At 65.7% G+C, this 21,573-nt stretch carries 22 protein-coding genes; 6 read left to right on the top strand and 16 right to left on the bottom strand.

What is annotated here, in order from left to right:
* Positions 1–8: 8 nt before the first annotated feature.
* Positions 9–1,619, bottom strand: a complete 1,611-nt coding sequence (locus ACQR1Y_RS27125; RefSeq protein ID WP_434877030.1) for a flavin monoamine oxidase family protein — start codon at positions 1,617–1,619, stop codon at positions 9–11.
* Between the two features lie 138 nt (positions 1,620–1,757).
* Between ACQR1Y_RS27125 and ACQR1Y_RS27120 the strand changes: the two genes are divergently transcribed.
* The 6 genes from ACQR1Y_RS27120 (at position 1,758) to ACQR1Y_RS27095 (ending at position 5,747) form a co-directional block, all read left to right on the top strand.
* Positions 1,758–2,162: a nuclear transport factor 2 family protein gene (locus tag ACQR1Y_RS27120; RefSeq protein WP_434857186.1), complete on the top strand. Its 405-nt coding sequence runs from the start codon at positions 1,758–1,760 to the stop codon at positions 2,160–2,162.
* Between the two features lie 164 nt (positions 2,163–2,326).
* Positions 2,327–2,707, top strand: a complete 381-nt coding sequence (locus tag ACQR1Y_RS27115) for a hypothetical protein (RefSeq protein WP_434877031.1) — start codon at positions 2,327–2,329, stop codon at positions 2,705–2,707.
* Positions 2,708–2,709: 2 nt separating this feature from the next.
* Entirely contained in the window at positions 2,710–3,228 is a 519-nt protein-coding gene (locus tag ACQR1Y_RS27110; protein ID WP_434877163.1) for a hypothetical protein, read from the top strand.
* A gap of 92 nt (positions 3,229–3,320) precedes the next feature.
* Positions 3,321–3,482, top strand: a complete 162-nt coding sequence (locus tag ACQR1Y_RS27105; RefSeq protein ID WP_434857188.1) for a hypothetical protein — start codon at positions 3,321–3,323, stop codon at positions 3,480–3,482.
* A gap of 98 nt (positions 3,483–3,580) precedes the next feature.
* Positions 3,581–4,171 (top strand): cysteine dioxygenase, encoded by a 591-nt coding sequence (locus ACQR1Y_RS27100; protein ID WP_434877032.1) that lies wholly within the window; start codon positions 3,581–3,583, stop codon positions 4,169–4,171.
* On the top strand, positions 4,128–5,747 hold the full coding sequence (locus ACQR1Y_RS27095) for a rhodanese-like domain-containing protein (RefSeq protein ID WP_434877033.1): 1,620 nt from the start codon (positions 4,128–4,130) through the stop codon (positions 5,745–5,747). The genes ACQR1Y_RS27100 and ACQR1Y_RS27095 overlap by 44 nt, the downstream gene beginning before the upstream one ends.
* Before the next feature lie 99 nt (positions 5,748–5,846).
* Here ACQR1Y_RS27095 and ACQR1Y_RS27090 read toward each other — a convergent pair whose 3' ends face one another.
* The 15 genes from ACQR1Y_RS27090 to mmsB form a co-directional block, all read right to left on the bottom strand.
* Positions 5,847–8,237 carry an ATP-binding protein gene (locus tag ACQR1Y_RS27090; RefSeq protein ID WP_434877034.1) on the bottom strand — a complete coding sequence of 797 codons (2,391 nt, stop codon included), beginning with the start codon at positions 8,235–8,237 and terminating at the stop codon, positions 5,847–5,849.
* Entirely contained in the window at positions 8,234–8,590 is a 357-nt protein-coding gene (locus ACQR1Y_RS27085) for an Hpt domain-containing protein (protein ID WP_434877035.1), read from the bottom strand. The genes ACQR1Y_RS27090 and ACQR1Y_RS27085 overlap by 4 nt, the downstream gene beginning before the upstream one ends.
* Position 8,591: 1 nt before the next feature.
* On the bottom strand, positions 8,592–9,872 hold the full coding sequence (locus tag ACQR1Y_RS27080) for a PP2C family protein-serine/threonine phosphatase (RefSeq protein WP_434857193.1): 1,281 nt from the start codon (positions 9,870–9,872) through the stop codon (positions 8,592–8,594).
* 8 nt (positions 9,873–9,880) lie between these two features.
* Entirely contained in the window at positions 9,881–10,510 is a 630-nt protein-coding gene (locus tag ACQR1Y_RS27075; RefSeq protein ID WP_434877036.1) for an ATP-binding protein, read from the bottom strand.
* Positions 10,511–10,516: 6 nt separating this feature from the next.
* Positions 10,517–10,816, bottom strand: coding sequence for an STAS domain-containing protein (locus tag ACQR1Y_RS27070; RefSeq protein ID WP_434857195.1), 300 nt, complete (start codon positions 10,814–10,816; stop codon positions 10,517–10,519).
* Positions 10,817–10,825: 9 nt separating this feature from the next.
* Positions 10,826–11,950 carry a methyl-accepting chemotaxis protein gene (locus tag ACQR1Y_RS27065; protein ID WP_434857196.1) on the bottom strand — a complete coding sequence of 375 codons (1,125 nt, stop codon included), beginning with the start codon at positions 11,948–11,950 and terminating at the stop codon, positions 10,826–10,828.
* A gap of 3 nt (positions 11,951–11,953) precedes the next feature.
* A complete protein-coding gene (locus tag ACQR1Y_RS27060) occupies positions 11,954–13,012 on the bottom strand; it encodes a protein-glutamate methylesterase/protein-glutamine glutaminase (RefSeq protein ID WP_434857197.1) in 1,059 nt (352 codons plus the stop codon).
* 10 nt (positions 13,013–13,022) lie between these two features.
* A complete protein-coding gene (cheD, locus tag ACQR1Y_RS27055) occupies positions 13,023–13,634 on the bottom strand; it encodes a chemoreceptor glutamine deamidase CheD (RefSeq protein ID WP_434877164.1) in 612 nt (203 codons plus the stop codon).
* Between the two features lie 26 nt (positions 13,635–13,660).
* Positions 13,661–14,485 carry a CheR family methyltransferase gene (locus ACQR1Y_RS27050; RefSeq protein WP_434877037.1) on the bottom strand — a complete coding sequence of 275 codons (825 nt, stop codon included), beginning with the start codon at positions 14,483–14,485 and terminating at the stop codon, positions 13,661–13,663.
* A gap of 55 nt (positions 14,486–14,540) precedes the next feature.
* On the bottom strand, positions 14,541–16,550 hold the full coding sequence (locus ACQR1Y_RS27045) for a methyl-accepting chemotaxis protein (protein ID WP_434877038.1): 2,010 nt from the start codon (positions 16,548–16,550) through the stop codon (positions 14,541–14,543).
* Positions 16,551–16,581: 31 nt separating this feature from the next.
* A complete protein-coding gene (locus ACQR1Y_RS27040) occupies positions 16,582–17,112 on the bottom strand; it encodes a chemotaxis protein CheW (protein ID WP_434857201.1) in 531 nt (176 codons plus the stop codon).
* The gene (locus ACQR1Y_RS27035) at positions 17,102–19,156 is read right to left on the bottom strand and encodes a chemotaxis protein CheA (protein WP_434877039.1); all 2,055 of its coding nucleotides are present in this window, start codon (positions 19,154–19,156) and stop codon (positions 17,102–17,104) included. Before ACQR1Y_RS27035 ends, ACQR1Y_RS27040 begins: the two co-directional genes overlap by 11 nt.
* A complete protein-coding gene (locus ACQR1Y_RS27030; RefSeq protein ID WP_434857203.1) occupies positions 19,147–19,512 on the bottom strand; it encodes a response regulator in 366 nt (121 codons plus the stop codon). The genes ACQR1Y_RS27035 and ACQR1Y_RS27030 overlap by 10 nt, the downstream gene beginning before the upstream one ends.
* Before the next feature lies 1 nt (position 19,513).
* Positions 19,514–19,834 carry an STAS domain-containing protein gene (locus ACQR1Y_RS27025; protein WP_434877040.1) on the bottom strand — a complete coding sequence of 107 codons (321 nt, stop codon included), beginning with the start codon at positions 19,832–19,834 and terminating at the stop codon, positions 19,514–19,516.
* Positions 19,835–20,369: 535 nt separating this feature from the next.
* Positions 20,370–21,560, bottom strand: a complete 1,191-nt coding sequence (gene mmsB, locus ACQR1Y_RS27020; RefSeq protein WP_434857205.1) for a multiple monosaccharide ABC transporter permease — start codon at positions 21,558–21,560, stop codon at positions 20,370–20,372.
* Between the last annotated feature and the right edge of the window lie 13 nt (positions 21,561–21,573).

Genomic DNA, 21,573 nt, shown 5'->3' with positions numbered 1-21,573 from the left:
CGTCGCAGTCACGACGACACCCCCGTCGGCTGCCGCGCGGCTTCGGCCTTCGCCAGCAGAATGCGGTTCGCGGCCAGCGAGAACTCCTGCCAGGCGGCGGCGATGTCGCGCAGAATGGTCTGCACATAGTCCTTCGGCGGCTTGTGCTCGAACGGGAAGTTCGAGAGCGCGCAGGAAGTGCGGTTGAAGGCAACGGCGTCGTCGAGCAGCGACTGCATGACGTCGCGGAACGGCTTCTGGACCTCGGGCATCAGGCCTGAGCGCCCGCGCTCGATCGCGACATGGCGCATGTCGAAGCTCAGCGCCTCCAGCACCTGCAGCGCAGCGGCGAACACCTGCTCGATGGCGCCGAGGACGGCGAGCTGGGTGAGCTGCTCGCGCTGCTGCGTGGCGAGGCTGCGGTTCAGGCGCTGCCGATAGTCGTCGAACGCCGCATCACGCTGCGCCGCGACCCAGGAGGCGAACCAGGCGAGGCTGGCGTCATTGCCCGACAGCCCCTCGCCCACGCCACCCGGCCGCACGCCCACCGGCGCGTCGGCGGCCCGCGCCAGCGCGCGCTCGATGCGCCGCGCCGCATTGACGGCGCCTTCGAGATAGCCGGCCGCATGGCTTGCGGTCTCGGCGCCGCCGAGATGCAGGCGGCCCTCCCACAGCGCCCGCCGCAGCATCGGATTGGCGATCTCGCTGTGCTCGCCGCGCGGCGTCGTCCGGTCCAGCGCGCTGCAGGTGAAGCGCTCCGTCGCCCAGTCCTGATAATGCTGCTCGCCGCTCTCCAGCGCCGAGCCGAACAGCTGCACCATCTGGCTGTCCATCAGCATCGGCAGGCCGACATTGAAGGCTTCGCGCAGATCGGGAGGAAAAGCGAGGAAGCCGCCGAGCGCGGCGCGGTCGCCGCCTTCGTCGCAGGCATCGAAGATCTCGCCGACGACGGCCTGCTCGTGACTCACGAAGGCGTTGCCCGATTGGCCCTTGTCGCGCCAATGCGCCTGGTCATAGGCGATCACGATTTTGGCCTGCGCGGCCATCCAGGTCTCGGCGTTGCGCAGCGCCTCGAAGGTCGCGTCATCGAGCGCAGGATAGAAGCCGACATGATCGATCAGCAGCCGCGGCGGCAGCGCCAGCACCGCGCGTTTGGCTTCAACCGCGACCGACTCCGTTTCGGTGGCGAAGATCAGCCGCACATGCGTGCCGCAATCGACGATGCGCATCAGCTCATGGCCGAGATGGATCACGGAAGCCGGCAGATCGCGCGACAGCGCCTCGACCAGCTTCGTCATGCCCCCGGACAGCCGGCGCGCCCCCTGATGAATCGGCGGACCGCTGATCGGCTCGGCCGCCTTGTCCGCCTCCTTCAGGTGCAGCACCGTGCCGTCGTCATGCTGGGCGAAATCGGTGAGTCCGAGCTCGGCGATCAGGCCGGTGAGCAGCGGCTGGGTCTCGGGCCAGAACCAGGTCGGCCCGAGATCGAGCGCGAGCCCGCTTCTGCTTTTCGCTGTCATGATCCGCCCGCCCAGGCGATGTCGGGCTTCGAACAACGCAAACGTCCCGCCGCGCTGCTGAAGGCTGCGCGCGAGTGTTATTCCGCACAATCCACCCCCGACAATGGCCGTTTCGAGCATGACAGGACCTCGGCTGCTGCGTTGCAATGGCGTGCCGATGGGGGCTTGCAAGAAGCTTGCAAGTTTGCGCCGAGGCAGGTGATGTGCGGTTTCGGACATCGGGTGATGTTCGGCAAAGGACTGACGCAGGACTGCGGCATGAGTGACGAAAGCGCGATCATTGCCGCCAATGCGGCCTTCTACGCGGCCTTTGCGGCCGGCGACTTCGCCGCGCTGGCGGCGCTGTGGGCCGATGGCGACGGCATCTCCTGCATCCATCCGGGCTGGCCGGCGATCGTCGGCCGCGCCGCCGTGATCGGCAGCTGGCGCGACATCCTGAGCAATCCGGCGCGTCCCCAAATCGTGTGTGCGGAACCGCACGCCATCGTCGATGGTGATCATGGCCACGTGGTCTGCATCGAGCTCGTCGATGGTGCCGCGCTGGCCGCCTCAAATCACTTCAAGCGGATCGGCGGCGGCTGGCGGATGGTCCACCATCAATCCAGCGCGATCGCGCAGCTGGTGTCGTCACAGGACGACAGTGACGGCCACAGTCTCCACTGATCGCGGCGCGTCTGGCACGAAATTTGATCTGTCATCTCGCACCGGCGGAAATGTCGGTGATTGTTGATTTTCGTCGCGTTGGATTCGGACCCGATTTCCGTATCCACGCGGGGCGATCGGTACGCTGCGACCAGCATCGTACTGATGCCGACGGGAGACACGGGATGGCACGCGTTCTGACCGCCTATCTGAAGCGCATCGATGTGCCGACGCGCCCAGCGTTGCAGCAGGCGATCGCGCGCCTTCCGTTCGCGCTGACGCTCGACGACGGCTATGTGCCGTTCGAGACATCGGGCTATCTGCCCTGCACGCTCGATGGCGAGGATGCCGGCTTCGACCTGCGCTTCGCCGGCGTGACGGAGCGGCGGGCGGACGCGGGCGAAGTCGCCATGACGATGAAATGGAGCGGCGACCCGCGAGAGGAGGCCGCAGCACTCGCGGTGGGCGCCGCGCTCGCCAGGGATTTTCGCGCGACCGTCGAACGCGACGGCGCACAGCTTTCATCCGACCACATGCTCGAACAGGCGAAGGGAGCACTGGTATGAACATGACGGCTCCACTTCAACCAAGCGCGATCCACGCCGTGCCCGCCGAGCTCTGCGACTGCGGCTTCCGCCTCCTGATGATCCGTCAGTTCAATGTCGGCGCGGTGCCGCCGGCTTTCGCGATCATCGATCAGCGCATCATGCGGATGCCGCAGCGGCTCGGACGTCACGGCGTCTCGTTCGCCGCGACGTTTCTGCCCGACGTGATGGCGTGGCTGATCGATCATCTCGGCCGCCCGTCGTTGCATGACGAAAGCGGCCGCTCCTATCGCAATCCGCGCTGGCCGGTGGTGTGCTGGCACGACCAGGAGCGCTATTGGCCGAGCGGCGCCGTCACGGTCGAGTGGTTCGCCGAGGTCGCCTTCCAGGATCACGCTTCGTGGATGGCCTTCCGCACCCATTGGCAGGACGGCCTGATGGGCCGCAGCGCCGACGAGGACGCGCCGGCTGGAGAAGCGGATCAACGCAGCATGCACTCATCGGAAAAGGAATTTACCGAAGATGCGCTTCAGCAGGCATGATCTGCCAAATTGACGCGGAGCCGAGCCCTGCTCTGTTCGGCGCCGATCGAGACATGATATCAAAGCGGTTGTGCAACGACGCGGAGGCTATCATGCGCTACGTCTCGTGGGTGGGAGGCTGGCTCGGTCACCTGATGCCGCAGCGGCGAGCTGACGCCCGCACGGAGCGCGGCGAACTGGCCGTGCGACGTCGCACCGGTGAGCTGTCGAACGAGGATCTCTTCTACCTCGCCATGCTCGGACCTCACGTGTAGAACGCACCAGAGATCCCGCTAGGCGCGCGACGCGTTCGGCAAAACCGACATCAACAAGATCGACTTCGACAAGTCGACTTCGCAGAGACCGACTTCAGATGACTGACATTGCCCGTTTGCGCGACTTCGTCGCCGAAACCGCGCGCCTCGTTGCCGATACGACTGACGAAGCGATATTGCTCGCGGTCCTCGCACCGAAGCTGAAAGACCTGATCGCGCATGACGATTGGCTGCCGGACGCCTATGCCGTCGCCGACGGTGCCCGCTACCGGCAGTATCTGCTCTATGCCGATCCGCTCGACCGGTTCTCGATCGTCAGCTTCGTCTGGGGTCCGGGCCAGGGCACGCCCGTTCACGACCACCGCGTCTGGGGCCTGGTCGGCGTGCTGCGCGGCGAGGAGCGGTCCGTGAGCTATGCGCGGCAGGCGGATGGCAGCCTGCGCGGAGGCATGCCGGAACGGCTACAGGCTGGACAAACTGCCGCAGTCTCGCCAGAGATTGGCGACATCCACGCCATCTCCAACGGTCTGGCGGACCGCTCCTCGATCAGCATCCACGTCTATGGCGGCAATATCGGCCGCATCCGGCGCGCGGTCTATGACGCGGAGACCGGCGCCGCCAGCGAGTTCATCTCCGGATATTCGAATGACAGCGTCCCCAACCTCTGGCCCGACCGCACCGCCGCCTGACATCGAAGGCTTCACTACAGCAAGGGAGCTGCGGCGGCGCTGGCGCGCCAATGAAGAGGTGGCGCTGCTCGACGTCCGCGAGGAAGGCCCCTATTCGCTGTCGCATCCGTTCTTCGCGGTCTCGCTGCCGCTGTCGCAGATCGAGCTGCGCATCCTCGACCTGATCCCGCGGCTCTCCGTGCCGGTCGTGGTCTATGATGACGGCGAAGGCGCTGCGGAGCGCGCGGTGCCGCGCATCCGCGCGCTGGGCTACAGCGACGTGTCGATCCTGGCCGGCGGGCTCGCCGGCTATGCCCGGGTCGGCGAAGTGTTCCGCGACGTCAACGTGCCGAGCAAGGCGTTCGGCGAACTGGTCGAGGCGATCCGCCACACCCCGTCGCTGTCGGCGGACGAAGCCAAGGCGCTGATCGAGCGCGAGTCGAACCTGGTGGTGCTCGACGCCCGCCGCTTCGAGGAATATCGCACCATGAGCATTCCGCGCGGGGTCAGCGTCCCCGGCGGCGAGCTCGCTTTTCGCGCGCGCGAAATTGCGCCGTCGCCCGACACCACGATCATCGTCAATTGCGCCGGGCGCACCCGCTCGATCATCGGCACGCAGTCGCTGATCAATGCCGGTCTGCCGAACAGGATCTATGCCCTGCGCAACGGCACGATCGGCTGGACGCTGGCCGGCCATCACGTCGAGCGCGGTAAGACCGCGCGCATGCTGGAACGGCCGCAGGCGAGCTACGCCAAAGCTCTCGCCGACGCCAAATCTTGGGCCGAGCGAGTCGGCGTCGGCATGCTCGATGCAGCGACGTTCGCGCGCTATCAGGCGGAGGCCGCAACACGGACGCTGTACTGCCTCGATGTCCGCACGCCCGAGGAATATGCCGCCGGTCATCCGGCCGGATTCGCCTCCGCGCCTGGCGGCCAGTTGGTGCAGGCGACCGACGAATGGGTCGGCGTGCGCGGCGCGCGGCTGGTGCTGTTCGATGACGACGGCGTGCGCGCGCGCATGACCGCGTCGTGGCTGACACAGATGGGCTGGGACGCCTCGATCATCGGACCTGACGTCGTGGCGCCGACGGCAACGGAGATCCCTGCCCCCTGCCGGCCGGCCTTGCCGGAGATCGGGGATGCGGCGATCGATGTGGCACGGCTCGCCGCTGACCGCGCGGCCTGGACCATCGTCGAGCTCACGCGCAGCCCGAACTACAAGGCCGGACACATTCCCGGCGCGCATTTCGTGCTGGCGTCGCGCTTTGCAACGGATCTCCGCAAGCTGCCGGGCGACGGCCCGATCGTGCTCGCAAGCGCCGACGGCGCGGAAGCGGCGTTTGCGTTGGCCGAGGCGCGATCGGCGACTAGCCGGCAGGTTCGCGTCCTCGACGGCGGCACGCGGGCTTGGACGACAGCGGGACATGCGCTGGAGACGGATCGACAGTCCTGGATCTCGACGCCGGACGACGTCTACAAGCGCCCCTATGAAGGCACCGACAACGCCACCGAGGCGATGCGGGCCTATATCGATTGGGAGCTGCAGCTCGTCGCGCAGCTCGCCAATGATTCCGTGTCGAACTTCCACGTGGTGTAGTCCGGGCCGCATCCGATTGCCTGGGGGGCGACGAGGCAATCGCGGCGCGGATGCCTCCGTGCCCTTCGGCTGCTCGGGAATGCCGCGAACGACGGCGGATCAGGACGCGTCGCAGGCCCGGGATGTCGCCGGCGTCGGCAAGGTCGTCTCCAAGGATTCGCACGCGCCAGGCTGCAGCGGCGGTGCGCCGGGAAGTTGCGGCAACGCCCAGCGACGGATGGCCTCGAACAGCAAGGGCGGCTGAATCGGCTTGGTGACGTAGTCGTTCATGCCGGCGGCGAGATAGGTCTCGCGCTGGCCGACCAGCGCGTTGGCGGTCAGCGCGATGATCGGCGTGTGGCACGCGGGCGGCGGCAGTTCGCGGATCGCGCGCGTCGCCGACATGCCGTCCATCTCCGGCATCTGGACATCCATGAGCACCAGGTCGAAGCGCCGCTTGAACACGGCGGCGATGGCCTGGACACCGTTGACGACAATGGTCGGCCTGAAGCCCTGCTTGACCAGCAGGCTGGAGATCAGCGTCGCGATGATCGGGCTGTCCTCGGCGACGAGAATGTCGAGCGGCCGATCGGGCGACGCCTCGATCGGCTCGATCGTCAGGACCGGCGCTTCGCCCTGCCGGCATCTCACCTCGAACCAGAAGCGGCTGCCGCGGCCGAGCTGGCTGTCGACGCCGATGTTGCCGCCCATGATGGTGCAGAGCTGCTTGCAGATCGCCAGACCCAGCCCGCTGCCGCCATACTTCCGCGTGATGGAGGTGTCGGCCTGAACGAAGGGGTCGAAGATCTGAGCCTGGATCTCCGGCGACATGCCGATCCCCGTATCGATCACCTCGATCCTGAGATCGATCGCGCCATCCTCATGCGCGCGATGGCTCGCGCGCACGTCGATTCCACCCCTCTCGGTGAACTTGATGGCGTTGGCGACGAGGTTCAGCACCACCTGGCGGATCCGCGTCGGATCGCCCTTGAGGAATTGCGGCAGCTCGGGTGCGAGGCTCACCTTGAGATCGAGACTGCGCTTCCTGGCCCTCTCGCCCATGAAGGAGACCGCGCTCTCGACCAGATTGCGCACGTCGAAATCGATGCTCTCGGATTGCAGGCGGCCCGCTTCGAGCTTGGAGAAGTCGAGGATGTCGTTGATCACGTCGAGCAGCAGATCGGCGGATTCCTTGGCCAGCGCGGTGTAGCGCTTCTGCTCGTCGGTGAGCCTCGTTCCGCGCAGCAGGTCGACCATGCCCACCATGCCGCTGAGCGGCGTGCGGATCTCGTGGCTCATGATCGCGAGGAAATCCGACTTGGCGCGGTTGGCGGCCTCGGCGGCATCGCGCGCGGCGCGCAGCTCTGCACCGGTCGCTTCCAGCTCCCGTTTCTGCTCCTCGAGATCGGCGCGGATCGCCTGGACGTAAGCGAGCTTCTGCTCGAGTTCAGCCTGGACCGTCTTGAAGGCGGTGATGTCGGTGACGAGGCAGACGGTGCCGCCATCGGAGATGCGATGATCGACGCTCTGGATCCAGCGACCATTGATCTCGCGATGCTCGATCAGGCGGCTGCCGCCGAGGTGCCAGGCGCGCTTGCGCTCCAGCCATTGCTCGAAGCCGGCACCCTTCGGGCGGATCAGCCCATCGTCGTGGGCCCGCCGCATCAGGTCGGTGAACGAAATGCCGGGCCGCATCAGCCTGGCCCAGCCTGGAAACATCTCGCGGAAACGCGTGTTCGACAGCACGAAGCGGTCGTCATTGTCGAACAGGACAAAGCCCTTGGTGAGCGCCTCGATGGCGTCGAGCAACAATTGCTGCGCCTGCTCGGCCGCGATCTCGGCGGCCTTCCGTTCCGTGATGTCCTGGACGATGCCGAAGCGCTCGCGGAACTTGCCGTCGACATCATCGATCGGCTCGGCCACCATCCGGATCCAGCGGATCTCGCCGTCGGGGCGGACGATACGAACATCCTGCTGCAAGGCGCAGCCCGTGGCGATCGTGCGCTCGCGCGCGCGGATGAAGGTGCTGACGTCGTCGGGATGGATGATCTCGATCATCTTGGAGACGGCAACGCTGGGCTGCGGCTCCAGACCGGTGATGTCGAACAGCTGCTCCGACCAGACGGACGATTCGCCCCCCTGTTCTGCCGTCCAATGGGCGATACGGCCGATCCGCTGCGCCTCGTTCAACAGGCGGGTCGTGTGCGCCAATTGTTCGTTCTGCCGCGCCAGGGCCTCCGCCATCGCAACCGCATGCCGGCTGTTGCGGATCAGCATCGATGTCAGCACGGCCATGACGATGATCGCAGCGACAGCGAGCATCAATAGCGAAACGATCAGGTCCGGCTGCAGGTCCGCGATCAACTCCACGGCCAAGATCACGAAGGAGGCGGTCGCGACGGAGATCGCCATCGTCCAGAATCGCGTGCGCGGCTCGGCGACAGCGGAAACGCGGCCGTCCATGACGGTGCCGGACCTCGTGAGGGTCTCGTCGGAGACGACCTGGCTCATGCGCATTCCGCCGCACGTTTCAACGCGTCGGTCGTGGCGCCGATCGTGTCGCTCATCAGCGGCAGCTGCGCCGCGATCTCCTCGGCCGTCGCCAGATCGAGTTCGATCACGCGCGCGATCTCGGCCAACCGTGCGGCGCCCAGGCTCGAGGAGGACCCTTTCAGAACATGGGCCGTCTTGCGCACCTGGTCCAGATCGCCCTTCGCGAGCGCCGTCCGGATGCCGGCGAATGTCTCGGCCGCGACCACAGGAAGCTGGGACAGCATGGCCCGCAACTCATCGGGATCGAGCGCGGCCTGCAGCAGGTCCAGTTGGTCCTGATCGATCAGCGGAACGTCGGCAGCCCCCGTCACGTCAGCGGCCTCCGCGAGATGAAGTCGTTGCCCGCGGCTTTGCCGCGCGGTCGGGCGCTCTCTCGGCGTTGTGACGCAGCCCTGCGCGCCGGTCGAGGCAGACGATCGTGGTGTCGTCGGGCAGCGGGCTGGCTTCGCCAATCCCGGCCGCGCTGCACAGCCGATCGATCACCTCCTGCGGCGCGAGCGCGGGCCCGCATGCATTGAGGGCCTTCACAAGCCCATCATCGCCGATCCGCTCGCCCTTCGCATTGGGAAACTCGGACAGTCCGTCGCTGAACAGCAGCAGCAGCGAGCCGGGCGAGAACTTGCGGCGCGAGGTGCGATACTGCACGCCGCGTTCGACTCCGAGCGGAAAGCCGCTGGTGTCGCATAGCCGCGCCCGGCCATCGATGCCCTGGACGAGAATGGCGGGCGGTGCCCCGGCGGAGGCACATTTGAGCACGTTGGCCCGATGGTTGACGACGACGTACATGAAGGTCGCGAACTGGCCGGTGCGCAACAGCCGGACGAGGCGCTCGTTCAGCATCGACAGCAGGGCACCGGGATCGTCGTGCAAGGCCTTGTATTCGTGGATCAGCGCGTGCAGCCGGAACGTATTCAGGGCCGCGTTGACGCCATGCCCCGTGAAATCGGCGAGAAAGATTCCGAACGCGCCATTGCTGATCGGCAGAATGCCCCAGAGATCACCGCCGAGTTCCGAGGACGACCTGTTGTAGGTGGCCATGCGCAGATCCGCGGTGCGCGCCGCCCACTGCAGCGTCACCGGATCCGGCAGTAGCTCGACCTGCATGCGATGGGCGGCTTCGAGCTCCCGCGAGATGCGCTCGCGATAGTCGCGCAACTCGCGCAGCGAATTCCAGCGTTCGAGATGCACGACGACGCGGGCGATCAGCTCCGACGGATTGAGCGGCTTGGACAGGAAATCCGAGGCGCCCGCGGAGAACAGCTCCCCCATCTTCTTGCGGTCGACCGTCGCGGTCTGGACCAGGATCGGCACGTCGGCGAATTCAGGCTTGGCGCGGAGCCGGCGGCAGACGTCGAGGCCGCTGATGTCCGGCATCTGCATGTCCAGCAGCATCAGGTCGGGCCGAAAGCTGTGCACCTGCTCCATCGCCGACAAGCCGCCTTCGGCAAACTCGATGTTGGTGAATTTCTGCGCGCGCAGCACGCCGGCGACCAGGCGCCGACACAGCGGATCGTCGTCGGCAATCAGGATCCGCGCATTGGCAAGTCCCTCCGGCACGGCTCTCTCGTCGGCCGCGGGTTCGACCATCGTCATGACCGGACTCATCGGAGGAACTCCAGCCGCACCGCCGTTCCGCGATCGAGCACCGTCACGGCATCGGAGAACACCTGGAGAATCTCGAGACCGCGACCCGACGCGCCATCCTCCGCGGCCGGCCGGACGTTGCTGTAGTCGTAGCCACGACCGCTGTCACGGACCGTGACCTGCAGGGCGGCATCGGTCCACGACGCGGTCAGCCGAATCGGGGCGCATCCGACATCGCGGGAGTTCAGCCTGTCCTCGATCACGGTCTGAGCGGCGACGAGGCCGTCGAGACTGCCGCGCATCCGGCCATCGATCTGAAGGTTGCCGTGAAGCACCGCATTCATCAGCGCTTCCTGCACGGCGCTGCACACCCTGATCCGCAGATCCTCAGACAGCTCGATCCGGGATCGAATGGCCTGGACGAAGATCCTCACGACCGAATGACGGTAGGCCGCCCGCGTCGTGATGAGCAGATCGAGCCGGTCTGCGGCGGCGCCGTCGAGCACCACGTCCGCGTCTCCGGGCACAGGCAGGCCGGCCTGAACGCAAAGTGTCGCAGGCCGCGCCAAGGCGGCCGCCAGCGTCTCCTCCGAGATGCCGTCCCAACTCGCGCTTCCGGCGATCTCCACATCGGCCGAGACGGACATCGCGGATCACTCCTCGACGGTGAACAGCGCGTTGAACTTGGTGACGGAGAACATGCGCTTCACCTGCCCGATCGGCTTGCGCAGGATCAGCTCGCGATGATTCTTCTTCGCTTCGTCGCGCGCCAGGAGCAGCATTCCAAGCCCCGCGGAATCGATGAAATCCAGCTTCGAGAGGTCGATGACCACCGATTTGCCGGGCACGGCGAAGAGTTCCGTGACCATCTCCTTGAAGGGAACGTGGTCGGTGAAGGTGAACTCGCCGCTCATCGCAATCTGGCCGCCCGCGCGGTCGATCTGTATCTGCATGATGTCCTCCTAGAACAATTCGACGGTGCCGGTGTCCAACGGCGCGACCGCGGTTTCACCGGGATCAGCGGGCTGCCTGCCCTCCAGGATCTGCGCAACGAAGCGCGAGCGCATTTCCCCGAGCGTGAAGCGGTCCAGCATGGCCTTGACCCATTCATTGTCGGTCGACAGCTCGGCCACCGGCACGTCGAGCGTCTGCTCCGTCGTCGTCTTCAACTCGTCGAGGGCCTCATCGACCACACGCAGCGTGTCCACCACATGCTCGAGCCGCTGCCGCGTCCGGTCCTGGAACTGAATCCCGGTCACCATGCCCGCGACATCGGCGGAAATGGTCTCGGCCTCCTTCATCGCTTCGGCGACGACCTCGTTCAGGTTGCTGCTGCGCTGGATCAGCGCGTTCATCAGCAATTCGAGACGGTCCTTGGCCATCAGGTTCTGCGACATGTCGATGGTCGCGACGCGCTGCAGCGTCGCATGGCCGTTGGCAATGCCTTCGGTGACGGCCTTGAGCTCGGTATCCATGTCGACCGACAGCCGCTGCGTCGCGCCCGACAATTCGCGCACCTCGCCGGCGACCACACGGAAGGCCGCACCGGCCGCACCGGCCCGTTCCGCCTCGATGCGGGCGTTGAGCGCGAGCATGTTGGTTACGCGGTTGATCTTGTTGAGCTCCTCCATGCAGCTGTCGACGCGGTTGACGTTCGCGTTGAGCTCGCTCAGCGCATAGACCATCGACATCGCGTCCTTGGACAACAGCAGGATCTTCTCGACGACGTCGCTCAACGTCTCCTCGAGCAGGCCGGCGATCCGGTCGATCGCGACCGCCTCGCCATCGACCTCGATGCCAATCGCAAGCCGGCTCAGGCTTTCGACGCGCTCGGTCTGCTGTCCGGCGCACACGGCGAGCCGCTGGAAACGGCCGCTGAGGCTGTCCGCCTCGGTCTCGACGATCGCCGACGTCTGCTGGATTTCGCCGACCAATGTTCTGATCACGCGCTGCTGCATGCCGGCAAACGCGATCCAGCGGCGCAGCAGATCGTCCTGCTTGGATTGCTCATCCGGCGCGAGCGGCTGCGACGGCTCCGGATCCGGCGGCCTCGTCGCGGCTGCGCTGCTCTGCTTCCAACCAAACATGCGCTACACCCTGACGCCACGCGCCGCGAGGGTTTCGCACCGCTTGAGAACGTGTTCTGCAATCTTGTTGAGCGGCATTTCGGCTTCGACCGCGCCGCATTCCTTGGCGGCCTTGGGCATGCCGTAGACCACGCAGCTCGCCTCGTCCTGGCCAATGGTCGGCGCTCCCGCCGAGCGCATCTCCAGCAGGCCCATCGCGCCGTCGCGGCCCATGCCGGTCAGGATCACGCCGATCGCATTGGGGCCGGCCGCATGCGCGACGGAGCGGAACAGAACGTCCACCGAAGGGCGATGGCCCGAGACGGCCGGCTCGTCGTGAACGCGGCAGACGTAGTTCGCGCCGTTGCGCGCCAGCTCCATGTGGAAACCGCCGGGTGCGATGTAGACATGGCCCGGCAGCACGCGCTCACCGCTGACCGCCTGCTTCACCGTGACCGCGCAGAGCTGATTGAGACGGCTCGCGAACGACGCCGTGAACATCGCCGGCATATGCTGCGTGACGACCGCGGCCGGCGCGTCCGACGGAAACGCCATCACGAGTTCCTGCAGCGCCTCCACCCCGCCGGTCGACGCGCCGATCGCGATGATCTTCTCGGACGAATTATACGAGACACCCGGCCGCTGGATCGGCCGCACCTGCTCGCCGGACCGCGCGCGAATCTTTGCCGTCGAAGCCGCCTTCACCTTGCTGACGATCTCGTCGCGCATCGCCGGCAGGCCTTCGACCAGCCCGATCACCGGCTTTGCCACGCAATCGAACGCGCCCATCTCCAGCGCGCGCACCGCCGTATCGGCCCCCTTCTGGGTCAGCGACGAGATCATCAGCACGGGCATCGGCCGCAGCGCCATGATCTTGTCGAGAAACGCCAGGCCGTCCATGCGCGGCATCTCGATGTCGAGCGTGAGGACGTCGGGATTGAGGCTCTTGATCATGTCGCGCGCGACGATCGGGTTCGGAGCGGCGCCCACGACCTCGATTCCGGGATCGCTCGACAGGATCTCGGTCAGAACCTGGCGCACGAAGGCTGAGTCGTCGACGATCAGAACGCGAATGGCACTCATGTCTACTGCCTCAAAAGAGCTCGACGGATCCGGCGACAGGCTCGACCTGGATCTTGGATTTGTAGGATGTCTCGTTGCGGACCAGCGCCTCCTGCTCGATGCGCGGCAGCTCGAGCAGCATCACGCGGCCGGTCGCGGGGAAGTAGTGGACGCGGCGCGGCGATGAGCCACGCAGATGGCTTGCCGCGATCGGCAGATTTTCCGCCGCGAGATACTCCTCGACGAAATCCGCGTTGCGGTGGCCGACCTTGGCGACGCCGTTGAGGACGTTGGCGCCGCCAAACACCTTGATCTCGAGCCGGCGGCGCGCGCCACCGCGCGCGAGCACGTCGTTGATCAGCCGCTCCATCGCGACATTGCCGTAGCGCATGCTGTCGGACGCACTGCCCCAGGCGCCGAAATTCTCCGGCAGCATGAAGTGATTCATGCCGCCGACCTTGGTCTTGGGATCGCGGATGCAGGCCGCCACGCAGGAGCCGAGCACGGTGACCAGCATCTCGTCATCGGCATCGGTGACATAGTGCTCGCCAGGAAACACCTTGATGGCGACCGCGTCGAAACGGCTGTCGCGATAGCGCCGGCTGCCGGTGGAGACCTCATCTGTCGCCGCCCCCGCCGCCATTGTCCGCCGTCTTGTCCTGGTCTCGGTCATCGGATCCTCCGGTAGATCGTTCGGCCGACCAGTTCGAAACGGTCGGTGACGCCGAGCAGGTTCTCCGAATGGCCAATGATCAGCCAGCCGTCCGGCTTGAGGATATCCGCGTAGCGGTCGAACAGCCGCATCTGGGTCGGCTTGTCGAAGTAGATGACCACGTTGCGGCAGAAGATGACGTCGAACGGCCCCGACATCGGCCAGGGGCCGAGCAGATTGAGGTGCGCGAAGGTGATGAGATCGCAGAGCTCGTCGTTCATCACGACGTTGCCGTCCCGCATCCGCGTGAAGCGCTTGCGGTGGGTCTCGGGAATGCTCGTTGTCCGGTCCAGCTCATAGACACCCTCTGCGGCATGGGCCGTCACGTTGGTGTCGAGATCGGTGGCGAGGATCTTCAGGTCCCAGTCCATCAGGACCCGCGGGCCGGCCGCGACCGTCATCGCGATGCTGTAGGGCTCCTCACCCGTCGAGCAGCCGGCCGACCAGATACGCACGCGCTCGGTCTGCGCATTGCGGGTGACCAGGGCGGGAAGGATCACCTGCGACAGATAGTCGAAATGGTGGGCCTCGCGAAAGAAGTTGGTGTGGTTGGTGGTGACCGCGTTGATGAAATTGCGCAGCTCGTCGTCGCCCTTGGTGCTCTCGAGCAGACGGCAATATTGCGAGAAATTGGACATGCCGAGCGCGCGCAGCCGCCGCCCGAGCCGACCATGGATGAAGGCACGCTTGCGCTCACTCAGCACGATGCCGGCCGTGTCCATCACAAGCTTCGACAGCTTGCGAAAGTCCTTGTCCTCGAGCGCGTACTGTTCCTGCACCATGATCTCCCTGGCCTTCGGGGAGACGCCCCCGCGTGAACGGGGGCGTCTCTACGGCTCAGAATTCCTTCCAGTCCACATCGCCCGCCCCGACCACACGCCGGCGCGCGGTCTCGCCGTCAGAACTGCGAGGCGGAGGAGACGGCGCTCGCACGGGCGCCGGCTTGGCGGTCGCGCTGCGCATCGTTGCGAGCTTGTCCTTCCCGGCGCCGAGCGAGCGGTCGACCACCGGATTGCCGGTCTTGGCCGCGTAGGGCCGGCCGCGATCGAATTCGGGCAGCATCACGAAGCGATTGACCATCTCGGCCATCGTCTCGGTCTGCTCTTCCATCGACTTGGCGGCGGCGGCGGCTTCCTCGACCAGCGCGGCGTTCTGCTGCGTGACCTTGTCCATCTGGGTCACGGCGTTGTTGACCTGCTCGATGCCACCGCGCTGCTCCTGCGACGCCGCCGAGATCTCGGCCATGATGTCGGTGACGCGCTTCACCGACTGCACGATGTCCTCCATCGTCTTGCCGGCGGTGTCGACCAGGCGCGAACCGGACTCCACCTTGGACACCGAGTCGGAGATCAGTCCCTTGATCTCCTTGGCCGCATTGGCGCTGCGCTGGGCGAGGTTGCGCACCTCGGCTGCGACCACGGCGAAGCCGCGTCCCTGGTCGCCGGCACGCGCGGCCTCGACCGCCGCATTGAGCGCAAGGATGTTGGTCTGGAATGCGATCTCGTCGATGACGCCGATGATGTCGGCGATCTTGCGGCTCGCATGCGTGATGCCTTCCATGGTCTGTACGACCTCGGCGACCACGGTGCCCCCCTTGATCGCGACGTCCGACGCCGAGGACGCCAGCTTGTTCGCCTGCTGGGCATTCTCGGCGTTCTGCCGAACGGTCGAGGTGAGCTGCTCCATGCTGGCCGCGGTCTCTTCGAGGCTGGCTGCCTGCTCTTCGGTCCGCTGTGACAGATCGGTGTTGCCGTTGGCGATCTCGCGTGCAGCACTCGACAGCGTGTGGGAGCTCTCGGACACTTCGGCGAGCACGGCGGACATCGCGTCGAGCAGCCCGTTCACGCCTTCGCAGAGCTGGGCGATCTCGCCGCTCTTGCCCTCCATCGGGATGCGCTCACGCAGATCGTTGTTCTTGGCCGCATCGACGACGGCCTGCGTCTGCCGCACCGCGGCCTGCAGCGATTCCGACGCCCTCACCTGATCGGTGATGTCGGCGGCGTATTTGACCACCTTGAACGGCTTGCCGGATTGATCGAGAATCGGGTTGTAGCTCGCCTGGATCCAGATCTCGCGTCCGCCCTTGCCGAGCCGCTTGAACTGGCCGGCCTCATATTCACCGCGGCCAAGCTTGTCCCAGAACAGGCGGTATTCCGCGCTCTGACGGTGGGCCGGCTCGACGAACATCGAGTGATGATGGCCCTTGATCTCGGCCAGCGAGTACCCCATCGACGTGAGGAAGTTGTCGTTGGCGTCCAGGATCGTTCCGTCCAGCGCGAACATGATCATCGCCTGCGAGCGATCGATCGCGGCAAGCTGCGAGGCCTGGCTGCGGATGTCGGTCACATCGGCCCATTCGAGCATGAAGCCGTGGCTGCCCTGGGCGCCCCGCATCGCATTGACGCTCAGCGAGATCTTGAGCGGGCCGACCGAGATGTCGGTCTTGAATGGCAGATTGGCTGGGTTGGCCAGCATCGTCCGCTGGTGCGCCGGGTTGCGATGGAAGATGTCGATGCAGGTTCCGAGCATCCCGTTCGGATCGAAGCTTGGCCAGACCTTGCGGAACTCCGCGAGATGCTGGTTGAACAGCTGCTTCGAGGCGTGGTTGAGGTAGGTGATCTTGAGGTCGTTGTCGACCAGCATCACGGCGCTGGTGACGCGTTCGGCGACCATGGTCATCAGGTCGTCACGCGGGGCAGCGGGTTGCCTGGGAGCGGACGGCTTGGCGGCGGGCTGCGGCCGGCTGCTGCGCGAGCGCGAGCGCGCCTTCGGCTTTGCGCTGTCTTCGCCCGGAGCGCCGTCGGCTGTGAAGTCCTGCATGATGTTGTCCTCGTAAGTGTCGCTCATGACGATCTCGCAAAAATGTCCTGTGATGGGTTCAGGCGGCGGCCGCCGCATCGGCCGGAGCGGCCTTACGCTTGACTGACTCTGCCGACATTCCGAACAGGCCGGACAGCGACACCAACGTCACCATCCGCTCCTGAATCGCGACCAACCCCTCCAGGAACTGATCCTCGACCGGCATGCCCATCTCGGGCACGTCGCGGATCTCCTTGGGATCGACCGAGATGATGTCGGAGACGGTATCGACCAGGAGGCCGACGGTGCGCGTTCCCGCCGCAACGATGATGACCACGTGCATGCTGGTCGGCACGGTCACGCCGGTGCCGAACCGCGCGCGCAGATCAAAGATCGGCACGATGATGCCGCGCAGATTGATCACGCCGCGCACATGTGGCGGCGCGTTGGGGATCATAGTCGTTTCGGTCCAGCCCTTGATCTCGCGGACCACCATGATGTCGATGCCGTACTCCTCCGCGCCAAGCGTGAAGGTGATGAATTGCTGCACGTTCTCGCCGACGGCCGCGTCCAGGCCGAAACCGACGGCCGGCTTGTTGTCAGGCTGCATGGGTGAGGTCCTTTGCGAGTTCAGCTATCAATGGCTCCGGCGCGGGCAGCCGTCCCGGCGTGCCGCGGACGTCGATCTCGTGCAGCCGGGCGACGTCGAGGATCAGCGCAACGCGGCCGTTGCCGAGAATGGTGGCGCCGCTGATGCCCTCGACCGGCTCGTAGTTGGCCTCCAGGCTCTTGACGACGACCTGCTGCTGTCCGAGCAGCTCGTCGACGACGATGCCGACGCGGCCGGCGCTTTCGCTCTGCACGATGATCACGATGCCGCGGCAGGGATCGCCGATGGCATCGCCGATCGAGAACACGCGATGCAGATAGACCAGCGGCAGATATTCCCCTCGCAAGGCGAGGACGTGCCCGCGGCCGACCACGGGATGGATGTCGGCGGCCAGCGGCCGCAGGTTCTCGACGATCGCCACCAGCGGAATGATGAACGTCTCGCGCCCGACCGAAACCACCATGCCGTCGACCACCGCGAGCGTGAGCGGGAGCGACAAGATGAATGAGGAGCCCTGCCCGAAGCGCGAGCGCACCGAGATGCGGCCGCCGAGCGCCTGCACGTTGCGCTTGACCACGTCCATGCCGACGCCGCGGCCAGAGATGTTCGAGATCACGTCGGCGGTCGAGAATGCCGGCAGGAAGATCAGATTGTCGATCTCGTCGTCGCTCAGATTGGCGCCGGCCGGCACGAGATCGCGCGCCCTGGCCTTGGCCAGGATCTTCTCGCGGTTGATGCCGCGGCCGTCATCCGACACCTCGATAACGATGCGGCCGCTGCGCTGCGCGGCGGACAAATGGATCGTTCCCTGCCGAGACTTGCCCGCGGCGAGCCGCTCGGCCGGCGGCTCGATGCCGTGATCGAGCGCGTTGCGGATCATGTGGGTCAGCGGATCGTTGAGCTGCTCGATGACCGTCTTGTCGATCTCGGTCATCTCGCCGGAGGTGATGATGCGCACCTCCTTGCCGAGCGTGGCGGCGAGCTCGCGCACGATCCGCGGCATGCGCGCGAACACCGACTTCACCGGCTGCGCACGGATCGCCATCACGCTTTCCTGCAACTCGCGCGCGCTCTGGGCGAGCGCTTCGATACCCTGGATGAGCTGCGGATACTTGTCGGCAGGCAGCGAAAGGCCCTGCTCCGTCAGCATCGCCTGGCTGATCACGAGCTCGCCGACGAGATTGACCAGGCGGTCGACCTTGTCGACGTCGACGCGGATCGATTGCGCGACGCTGACGGCCGAAACGGCGGGAGCCGGTGCTCCGCCGGGCTCACCGGCCACCGTCTCGACCGCGCTTGCGGCCGATTCGAGCTGCTCGATCTCCAGATCGCAATCATCCTCGACGAATTCGAAGACATCCTGGATGGCGCCGCGCGGGACGGCCGTCTCCAACGTGAACGTCCAATTGAAGTAGGCCGCCTCGGGATCGAGCTGACCCAGCGCCGGAAGGCTGGAGCTGTCAACCACGGTCGTCAGCGTGCCGAGCTTGCGCAGCTGACGGATCAGCAGCAGCGGCTCGTTGGCCTTCTTCAGCATCTCCGTGTGCGGCCGGAACTTGATGCGATATCTCTGTTCGCCGAGCGACTTCGTCTCGACGGCGACATGGGCCGGAGCTGCACCAGAGGCCTGCCCGGCGCCCTGGAGCGCGTCCTGCATGGCCACGCTGATGTCGCTGGCGAAGTTCGGCGGCAGCTGCTGCTCCAGCCGCGCTGCCGTCACGATGTCCGCCAGCGCATCGCTGGCGCGCAGCAACAGCTGCCGGATCTCCTGGGACGCGGCGATCTTGTGGTCGCGCAGGGCGTCGAGCAGGCTCTCAAACGTGTGCGAGAACGCGACCAGGTCGGTACAGCCGAACGCGCCCGCGCCGCCCTTGATCGAGTGCACCGAGCGGAAGATCGCATGCAGCGTCTCGTCGTCCTCCTGCCCGGAGGACAGCAGCTCAAGATTGGACTGCAGCGCGTCCAGCAGCTCCGCACATTCCTCGAAATAGGTCTTGCGGAACTGCGCGACGGGATACGCTTCTTGGTCTGACGTTACGGACATACGCGGTTGACCGTCGCGATCAGTTGCTCGGGATTGAACGGCTTCACCAGCCATCCCGTCGCGCCCGCCGCCTTGCCGTCGGCCTTCTTGGCGCCATCGCTCTCGGTCGTCAGGATCAGGATCGGCACCGCACGATGCTGGCTGCCGGCCCTCACATTCTTGATCAGCGTGATGCCGTCCATGTTCGGCATGTTCAGGTCGGTGATGATCAGATCGAACTTGCCGCCGCCCAGAACGTTGAGCGCCGCCTTGCCGTCCTCGGCTTCCGCCACGTCGAAGCCAGCCTTCTTCAACGTGAAGGAGACCATGTCGCGCATGGTCTTCGAGTCGTCGACTGCGAGAATTCGCTTGGTCATGTCACTCCATCCAATGATCTAATTCGTCGCCAAGTCCCAGCTCGGTCACCGCCGTTCGGAACAGCTCGGATGCCTGCGTGATCTTGAAAGATTTGTGGGCCGCGCCCGCACCGCGTGCGGCGGCGAGCAGGATCTGCACGCAGGGCGTGGACATCCGCTCGACGCCGCTCGCGTCGAGCACGATATCGCCAGCGCTCGCGAGCCGGACCATCTCGTCGCGCAGCTGGGAGGCTTGCGTGAGATCCAGCATCTGCGGCAGCACGTAGGCGCCGTCGGCTACGTGGTTGGTCAAGCCAAGGGCTGTCGAGTTCGCGTCCGTCATGCTCGAAATTCCATGGAGCTTTTGAGCTCCGGCCGCGGCGCCAACGCGTCACGGACTAAAAAACGATCTTTGAGTTCACCCGACAGACACAGCCCTTGCGCGTCAACTCGTTCAAACTTCGCGGAAAGCGATTGTTGGATTGTTAAATATGAGAGCCGTATTAGTACGGCTCATCTACCCTGGCGTGTTTCTCTTTCCCGAAGTGAGGTGGAACACGCGCCACCCTCGCGACGGCACAAATGCTTCCGAACGTGCGCAGCAGCCGTCGGCGCTGCGTTGAAATGGGTGAAGAGTGAGACATGCGTGATCGCCCCGGCCGTTTCGCCAAGCGTTAGCAACGCGGGTGTTAATGGAATCCGTGCTGATTGCTGAACGGATGGTCCGGACGATTACGGGTCCGGCGCAGCAATGACCGGGATCTTACGGGCCGGCGACGGATGCACGCTGATGTGCAAAAGGCCAGCGTCGGTGACGCTGGCCTTTTTACGTCTCTCGTGATCGCCGAAACGGAAGCGTCGGCGCGGTGCGTTGGCCGTTATCGGCGCTGGTTGTAGACGTCGATGCAGACGGCGCCGAGCAGCACCAGGCCCTTGATGACCTGCTGATAGTCGATGCCGATGCCGAGGATGGACATGCCGTTGTTCATCACACCCATGATCATGGCGCCGATGACCGCGCCGCCGACCCGGCCGACGCCGCCATAGGCCGAGGCGCCGCCGATAAAGCAGGCCGCGATGACGTCGAGCTCGAAGCCGAGACCCGCCTTCGGGGTTGCGGTATTGAGCCGCGCCGCGAAGATCAGGCCGGCCAGCGCCGCCAGCACGCCCATGTTGACGAAGGTCAGGAACACCAGCCGCTCGGTCTTGATGCCGGACAGCTTGGCGGCCTTGGCATTGCCGCCGACCGCGTAGATCTGCCGGCCGACCACGGTGCGGCGGGTCATGAAGCCGTACAGCGCGATCAAGGCGACCATGATCACCAGCACGTTGGGCAGGCCCCGATGCGAAGCGATCAGGTAGGTGAAGTACATCAGTACGCCGGCGAGCACGACGTTCTTGGCGGCGAACACGCCGAACGGCTCGACGTCGATGCCGTGCTCGACCTCGCGCGCGCGACCCTTGACGCTGGCATAGACCAGGATGAGCGTGAGCACCGCGCCGATCGCGAGCGACGTCGGATTGAGATTGCCGGCGCCGGAGATCAGCTCCGGAATGAAACCGGACGACAGCTTCTGAAAGGTCGCGGGGAACGGACCGACCGACTGGCCCTGCAGCAGCGCCAGCGCCAGGCCCTTGAACACCAGCATGCCGGCGAGCGTCACGATGAAGGACGGAATGCCGAAATACGCCACCCAATAGCCCTGCGCCGCACCGATCGCCGCGCCGACGATCAGGCAGGCGATGATGGCGAGCGGGAAATCGATGTGGTAGCGCACCATCAGCACGGCCGCGACGGCGCCGACGAAGCCGGCGACCGAGCCGACCGAGAGGTCGATATGCCCGGTGACGATCACCAGCAGCATGCCCAGCGCCATGATGACGATGTAGCTGTTCTGCAGCACCAGATTGGTGAGGTTGAGCGGCTGCAGCAGGGTGCCGTCGGTCATGATCTGGAAGAACAGCATGATGACGAACAGCGACATCAGCATGCCGTAGCTGCGCAGATTGTTCTTCAGGAAGCCGGCGTGGGGCTTCTCTTCCGGGAGTGAAACCGTCTTGTCGGTCATGGCTGGTGTCCTC

Source organism: Bradyrhizobium sp. HKCCYLRH3099, from assembly GCF_051167855.1.
Classification (GTDB): Bacteria; Pseudomonadota; Alphaproteobacteria; order Rhizobiales; family Xanthobacteraceae; genus Bradyrhizobium.
Note: the sequence above shows the minus strand (reverse complement) of the source record. Positions and strands in the feature narration are given on the sequence as shown.

Coding starts and splice junctions, on each gene's coding strand:
- ACQR1Y_RS27040 (WP_434857201.1), bottom strand. CDS start 17,112: ATGCAGCCTGACAACAAGCCGGCCGTCGGTTTCGGCCTGGACGCGGCC.
- ACQR1Y_RS27030 (WP_434857203.1), bottom strand. CDS start 19,512: ATGACCAAGCGAATTCTCGCAGTCGACGACTCGAAGACCATGCGCGAC.
- ACQR1Y_RS27080 (WP_434857193.1), bottom strand. CDS start 9,872: ATGACGATGGTCGAACCCGCGGCCGACGAGAGAGCCGTGCCGGAGGGA.
- mmsB (WP_434857205.1), bottom strand. CDS start 21,560: ATGACCGACAAGACGGTTTCACTCCCGGAAGAGAAGCCCCACGCCGGC.
- ACQR1Y_RS27025 (WP_434877040.1), bottom strand. CDS start 19,834: ATGACGGACGCGAACTCGACAGCCCTTGGCTTGACCAACCACGTAGCC.
- ACQR1Y_RS27125 (WP_434877030.1), bottom strand. CDS start 1,619: ATGCTCGAAACGGCCATTGTCGGGGGTGGATTGTGCGGAATAACACTC.
- ACQR1Y_RS27110 (WP_434877163.1), top strand. CDS start 2,710: ATGACGGCTCCACTTCAACCAAGCGCGATCCACGCCGTGCCCGCCGAG.
- ACQR1Y_RS27060 (WP_434857197.1), bottom strand. CDS start 13,012: ATGAGTGCCATTCGCGTTCTGATCGTCGACGACTCAGCCTTCGTGCGC.
- cheD (WP_434877164.1), bottom strand. CDS start 13,634: ATGGCGGCGGGGGCGGCGACAGATGAGGTCTCCACCGGCAGCCGGCGC.
- ACQR1Y_RS27075 (WP_434877036.1), bottom strand. CDS start 10,510: ATGTCCGTCTCGGCCGATGTGGAGATCGCCGGAAGCGCGAGTTGGGAC.
- ACQR1Y_RS27120 (WP_434857186.1), top strand. CDS start 1,758: ATGAGTGACGAAAGCGCGATCATTGCCGCCAATGCGGCCTTCTACGCG.
- ACQR1Y_RS27115 (WP_434877031.1), top strand. CDS start 2,327: ATGGCACGCGTTCTGACCGCCTATCTGAAGCGCATCGATGTGCCGACG.
- ACQR1Y_RS27065 (WP_434857196.1), bottom strand. CDS start 11,950: ATGTTTGGTTGGAAGCAGAGCAGCGCAGCCGCGACGAGGCCGCCGGAT.
- ACQR1Y_RS27050 (WP_434877037.1), bottom strand. CDS start 14,485: ATGGTGCAGGAACAGTACGCGCTCGAGGACAAGGACTTTCGCAAGCTG.
- ACQR1Y_RS27100 (WP_434877032.1), top strand. CDS start 3,581: ATGACTGACATTGCCCGTTTGCGCGACTTCGTCGCCGAAACCGCGCGC.
- ACQR1Y_RS27095 (WP_434877033.1), top strand. CDS start 4,128: ATGACAGCGTCCCCAACCTCTGGCCCGACCGCACCGCCGCCTGACATC.
- ACQR1Y_RS27070 (WP_434857195.1), bottom strand. CDS start 10,816: ATGCAGATACAGATCGACCGCGCGGGCGGCCAGATTGCGATGAGCGGC.
- ACQR1Y_RS27090 (WP_434877034.1), bottom strand. CDS start 8,237: ATGAGCCAGGTCGTCTCCGACGAGACCCTCACGAGGTCCGGCACCGTC.
- ACQR1Y_RS27105 (WP_434857188.1), top strand. CDS start 3,321: ATGCGCTACGTCTCGTGGGTGGGAGGCTGGCTCGGTCACCTGATGCCG.
- ACQR1Y_RS27045 (WP_434877038.1), bottom strand. CDS start 16,550: ATGAGCGACACTTACGAGGACAACATCATGCAGGACTTCACAGCCGAC.
- ACQR1Y_RS27035 (WP_434877039.1), bottom strand. CDS start 19,156: ATGTCCGTAACGTCAGACCAAGAAGCGTATCCCGTCGCGCAGTTCCGC.